This window comes from Helicobacter sp. MIT 14-3879 (assembly GCF_003364125.1).
The window spans coordinates 1-5,316 of the sequence record NZ_NXLP01000073.1; the positions used below are offsets into that span (position 1 = coordinate 1).

Here is a 5,316-nt window from a genome sequence, read left to right on the forward strand (position 1 = left end):
CTTTTATAACATCTTGCATGGTTTCTCCTTAACTTGAAATGAAAATAATAAAGATTTAAAGGCATTATAGCTTAAACTTTAATTAATTAAAGAGTAAATGTGCATCTTAATGAAATTGTGTTGTGTCGCTTTTGCAATTTCTAATATTGATGTATAGAATCTCAATTTAGGGTTCTATAAATTTCTTTTAGGGCTAGGGCTTTAAAAAGCAATCCAAAAACACAATTCAGAGTGTGCTAATAACAATCTGATTGTCTCATTTTTAAGTTTATGTGATATAGCAAACAGATGAAAAGGCTTTCTTAATGATTCTTTAGTCATTGCAAGAAATCTACAAAGAATAAAAACCTTTGTTTTTTTGTGATTGTAGCCAAAGTATTCCATAACATAAAGATGGTGTTTTTGGACAATGGGAATCGTTTAGGAATATATCAACTAAATGGCATGGTACAAAAATAAGTTCAATATTTTCATTCTCATCTGCATTTCCACCACCTAATGTTTGTTTGTCTGGAGAATCTACTTCCGCATAAAAAAGATGTTGTTTTGCACCATTCATACCTACGCTACTATAAAATTCTGCAATTTTATGGATTCTGTCTGATGAGATAAAATACCCACATTCTTCTTGCAGCTCTTCGATGGCAGTTTGCTTAGCATCTATGCCTTTATCACACAATCCCGCACATAATTCATACATATAACCATGTTCTTTATGCTTGAGAAATACACTTACGCGAAATTGTCGCACAAAAATAAAGCCGTCTTTACTTTTATGATACAACACAATAGCAACGCTGTCGTGAGATTTTGCAATGTCCCATGTTTTTATTGTTCCCTTTTCCTCAAACTCTACCCTTTTAAGCTCGATATAATGTGAGTTTTCTAAGGGTTTGATACTTAGAATCCTAGGAGCAGGGTGATTGGGCAGAGGGGTATCCTTACCTTGATAAGTAAGCATTGTGTTTTCCATATCTTATCCTTTAAAATAATCTGTCTCTAAGTGTTATCAGTAAGTTTATTAGTTACACTGATTTAAGTATATCATGATTGCATGGTTAAATTCTGAATTAGCTAACAGGATTTTACACAGAGCATTGCATGCAGAATCTAAATTCCTTAGTTGGAATGTAAGAATGCCCCCCCCCCATTTTATGCTCTTAAGAATAAAGAGAAAACAAAATGTCTAAGATTGTTTGACTAGGTGTAATCTCTTGAGTAAAACGTAGAGGGTTTTCTTATCTAAGTTTTAGTTGTTTAACATTTCTGAACTATCTTTGATCTCTCACAGAGGTATTGCAAACTCTCTATAACATTTCAGACATAATTCCTAAGATACATTTGATTGAATCGTTAGCTTATATGAACTGAAGAAATATTAGGCTATCAGCATCATAAACAAAGCTTGTGTTTCTCTTAGATAGAAAGTGTCTATTACAAAAAGATGCAGATTCTGTTAGAATGCAACCAAAGATACCTTAACTTTTATGAATATACGAGTTATGATTCACTAGGCGCACTCATTACTTTGGACACAGGGTTAATGAAGTAAAATCTACTCTCTTAGAAAATCTGCACAACAATGAAATTTATACAATCCCAAATTTTTCTAAAAATTCCGAATCTATTCCCTCCAAAAGTCTTTTTTGCTGCAAGGATTCTAAAACTTGATGAGTACATAACGTATCTCTTGGCCATTCTCTAGTATAATTTTCTAATACCCCCTTACTTGTTGCATCTAAAAAGGCACAAGATTCTATAATTTTTAAATCACGCGCTGTATCAATGGAATTCACAATACGCCAAATAAGCAAATAATAATTTTGTAAATCCTCATTAGAATCTATGAAGATAAAAAAGCTTGCATATTCTTTTAATTCATCATAGAATCTCTTTGCATAAAAAAGTATAGGATACTCTCTTTTTTTTATACGGCAAAGGATAATAGGATTTTTATGTGGATAAATATGTAAAGATTCTATTTCGCTAGCAATTGATTGCATTTTTTCTAATAAAACTTTAGAATCTATGTTTTGAAAAGCAAAATTTAGAGGTTGTCCGCTTGCATCAATGGCTAGCTTGCCGCTTATTCCAAATTCTTCGCTTGCATGGTCTAGTGCATCACAAATCCCTTTTGTTGTAAAAAGCTGTTTGACACTCACGCGCTCTAAAATATAATCACATAAAATTTTATAATTACTATGCAAGCTGGGCGCATTAGAATCTACAAAAATAGCATGTTTTACGAAGCTTAATTGTCCTAAGCCGAAAAAACTGTGCATGATTTGTAAGCTTTGAGCAGGATAGTTTGTTTCTATTTTTGCAAGAATGAGATTATGAAAAACTCCATTTTCTGGCATAGCATAGTCAAGCAAACCATGCACACTCGTTTGCAATAAAGGCAAAAAAAGTCGCTCTGTCATGAATCCCATATATTTATCTTCAAGAGGTGGCTTACCTACAACGGTAGCAGCAAAGACAGGTTTTTTACGCATTGTGATAGTACTCACTTGCATAACAGGATAATTCTCAATGGGCGTATAAAAACCTGTATGGTCACCAAATTTTCCCTCTGGTGCAAATTCATTGACATCAACAAAGCCCTCAATCACTATATCACAATCATAAGGCACACGCAAGGTATTGCTAATACATGACACAAGCCGCGGATTCTTTCCTCGAATAAGACCGTAAAGCATAAGCTCAAACATTCTAGGTGGCATGGGTGCTTGTCCGCACCAAGCATACAAAGGGTCGCCGCCAATGGCAATGCTCACAGGCATTTTCTTATTTGCCTTTTTGTATTCATGAAAAAAATGTGCGCCATCTTTATGAATTTGCCAATGCAACAATAGTGTCTGTTTGCTATGCACTTGCAGCCGATACATACCCATGTTATTTGCTGGTGCTCTGCGATGATGTGTTGTATCGTTGTGCGTTTCTAAGCTTTGTGTATAAATCTGTCCCATAGTTATGAAACGTCCACCATCTTCTTCCCAAGTTTTCAGGATAGGCAGAGAGAATAAATTAATCGAATCTCCTTGCAAGATGACTTCTTGACAAGGGGCATTGCCTCTATAATTTTTAGGCAGGATATGTCGAATACGGTAAATATCTTGTAACTTTGCAAGCAGATTTCTCCAACCTTTAGGGGGGGTAGGATTAAGCAAAGATTTAATCTCTTTAGCAATCGATTCTATATTATTAAAGTTGCGATTAGTATTATATTTTGTGGCAATAAGCTCTAGCCTTTTGAATGAGCCAAAAACATTCATAAGGACTGGTATATCAAATGTAAGAATTTCTTGTGTAGATTCTGTATTCTTTGAAACTTTGTGAATGGGTTTTGTAAAAAGTAGTGCTTTAGAATCTTGCTTTTTTACCTCAAGATAAGCTAAATGTGGAATTTCTAACTCAATATCTAAGGGAGTATCAATGATTTTAAGTTCATTATGTGCTTGAAGAAAAGAAATAAGGTCATACATAAGCAATCCTCTTTAATCCTTGTGTTGTCTAAAAAGCTTTTAATCTAACAATGATGAAATCTATAGGGACATTATCGTAATGTTGTTTGCAATAGATTGTTACAAAATATGCGATTAAGCAAAAGAATCTAGTTCAATGCCCACAGGACAGTGATCGCTTCCCGTAATCTCGGGATAAATACAAGCTTCTTTTAATTTATCTTTCAAACATTGCGAAAGAAGAAAATAGTCAATCCTCCAACCCGTATTATTTGCTCTTGCTTTCCCCATGTAGCTCCACCATGTATAAGCCCCCTCTTTATCGGGATAAAAATAACGATAAGAATCAATAAAACCAGATTCTAAAAGCTCACTCATTTTTGCGCGTTCTTCATCAGTAAAACCAGCATTTCTATGATTTGTCTTGGGATTCTTCAAATCAATTTCTTTATGAGCAACATTTAAATCTCCGCAGACAACAACAGCTTTTTTTTTCTCAAGATTTTTAAGAAATGCACGAAAATCATCTTCCCATTCTTGTCTGTAAGCAAGACGTTCAAGTTCTCTTTTGGAATTGGGTGTATAGACATTCACAAGATAAAAATCATGGTATTCTGCTGTGATAATTCTACCTTCTTGATCATGACGTGCAATACCCATGCCATTTGTGATGCTTAAAGGTGAATGTTTGCTAAGAATAATTGTGCCTGAATAACCCTTTTTCTCTGCATTATTCCAAAATTCATGATAGCCACTAAAATGAAAAGTACTTTGATGTTGCTGCATTTTAGATTCTTGAATACAAAAAATATCCGCATTAATACCTGTAAAAAAATCCATGAATCCTTTATTCATACAAGCTCGCAAACCATTAACATTCCATGAAATCAGTTTCAAAGTCCCTCCTTATATAGGGTTAGTATTATTTTTGCAAGAGATTTAACAATTCTAAGCCTCATCTCAATGAGAGATATGCAAGATATTTTTTCTCTAAACATTGAATATGACTGTAAAATCATAAAGATAATTGATAAAAAAGCTTAATAGATAGAATCTGCACTTAACCCTTTTGATCAATTCTTATAAGTTACAAGCAAGTTGCCTACGAACGAGAATAATCCCTCTTGGTGCGACTATGCAATATCAGAGTGTTCTCATCAAGTTGCTTGTTTTCAAGTGTTTTGAGATAATTTTCTTGTTTTTCTTTTTCTTGATTATAAACATGCAACATTTTTTCATGATTAAGATGAGCCAAACGCATATTTTGTCTAATCATTTCTTGTTCTTTTAATAAGAGAGCAATTTGTTTTTGTATTTCTTCTATCTCATAGAGATAAGCTTGTATGCCAGCTTTCTGATTTTGATACAAACTAAAATTTCCTGCAGTAGGGATAGGAATTGCTGCAATTTGTGCGTTAATACAATCGATTTGTTCGCGTTTTCTTGCAATTAGTATTTGATTACGAGCCAACATACGCTCTTCTTCTTGAAGTTTTTGCTTCGCAATTTTTACTAAGCTTGCCAGCTTTGCTTTCATGCCTATTCTCCCAAATTAACTAGCAATCAAGAAACGGGTTTATGCACAAGGAATTTATCTAGTTCGCTTTGTAATTCCGCATTCTTTTCGTGTAGCATGTTATCAATCTCGCGAACTACGCCTTTTGTAGAATTCTCAAAAATCTGAATATGTTCATCAACAAATTCTTTCGCAATAGATTGTTTTTCGCGTATAGGAGTAGCAATGAGATTAGCATGCGAATGGACAGAGGCATGTTCGGATTCCAAAGCCTTATAACCATGAGTATTGCGGAAGTTTTTATAACCATCACCTTCATAATACCATTTGCCAAGG

At 34.0% G+C, this 5,316-nt stretch carries 5 protein-coding genes; all 5 read right to left on the minus strand.

Annotation, left to right across the window (positions count from 1 at the left end; all coding sequences use genetic code 11):
* Window positions 1-331 precede the first annotated feature (331 nt).
* Complete coding sequence (locus tag CQA44_RS10995) at window positions 332-973, minus strand: NUDIX hydrolase (RefSeq protein WP_258865021.1); 642 nt, start codon at window positions 971-973, stop codon at window positions 332-334.
* Window positions 974-1,589: 616 nt separating this feature from the next.
* Window positions 1,590-3,485, minus strand: coding sequence for a menaquinone biosynthesis decarboxylase (locus tag CQA44_RS11000; RefSeq protein WP_115547278.1), 1,896 nt, complete (start codon window positions 3,483-3,485; stop codon window positions 1,590-1,592).
* A gap of 114 nt (window positions 3,486-3,599) precedes the next feature.
* Entirely contained in the window at window positions 3,600-4,361 is a 762-nt protein-coding gene (locus tag CQA44_RS11005) for an exodeoxyribonuclease III (protein ID WP_115547279.1), read from the minus strand.
* A gap of 205 nt (window positions 4,362-4,566) precedes the next feature.
* Window positions 4,567-5,001, minus strand: coding sequence for a flagellar FliJ family protein (locus CQA44_RS11010; protein ID WP_115547280.1), 435 nt, complete (start codon window positions 4,999-5,001; stop codon window positions 4,567-4,569).
* 26 nt (window positions 5,002-5,027) lie between these two features.
* A partial coding sequence (locus CQA44_RS11015) for a CZB domain-containing protein (protein WP_181881890.1) occupies window positions 5,028-5,316 on the minus strand: 289 nt, incomplete at its 5' end.

Excerpts from the sequence above, each read along its gene's own strand:
- CQA44_RS10995 (WP_258865021.1), bottom strand. The coding sequence starts at position 973 with ATGGAAAACACAATGCTTACTTATCAAGGTAAGGATACCCCTCTGCCC.
- CQA44_RS11000 (WP_115547278.1), bottom strand. The coding sequence starts at position 3,485 with ATGTATGACCTTATTTCTTTTCTTCAAGCACATAATGAACTTAAAATC.
- CQA44_RS11010 (WP_115547280.1), bottom strand. The coding sequence starts at position 5,001 with ATGAAAGCAAAGCTGGCAAGCTTAGTAAAAATTGCGAAGCAAAAACTT.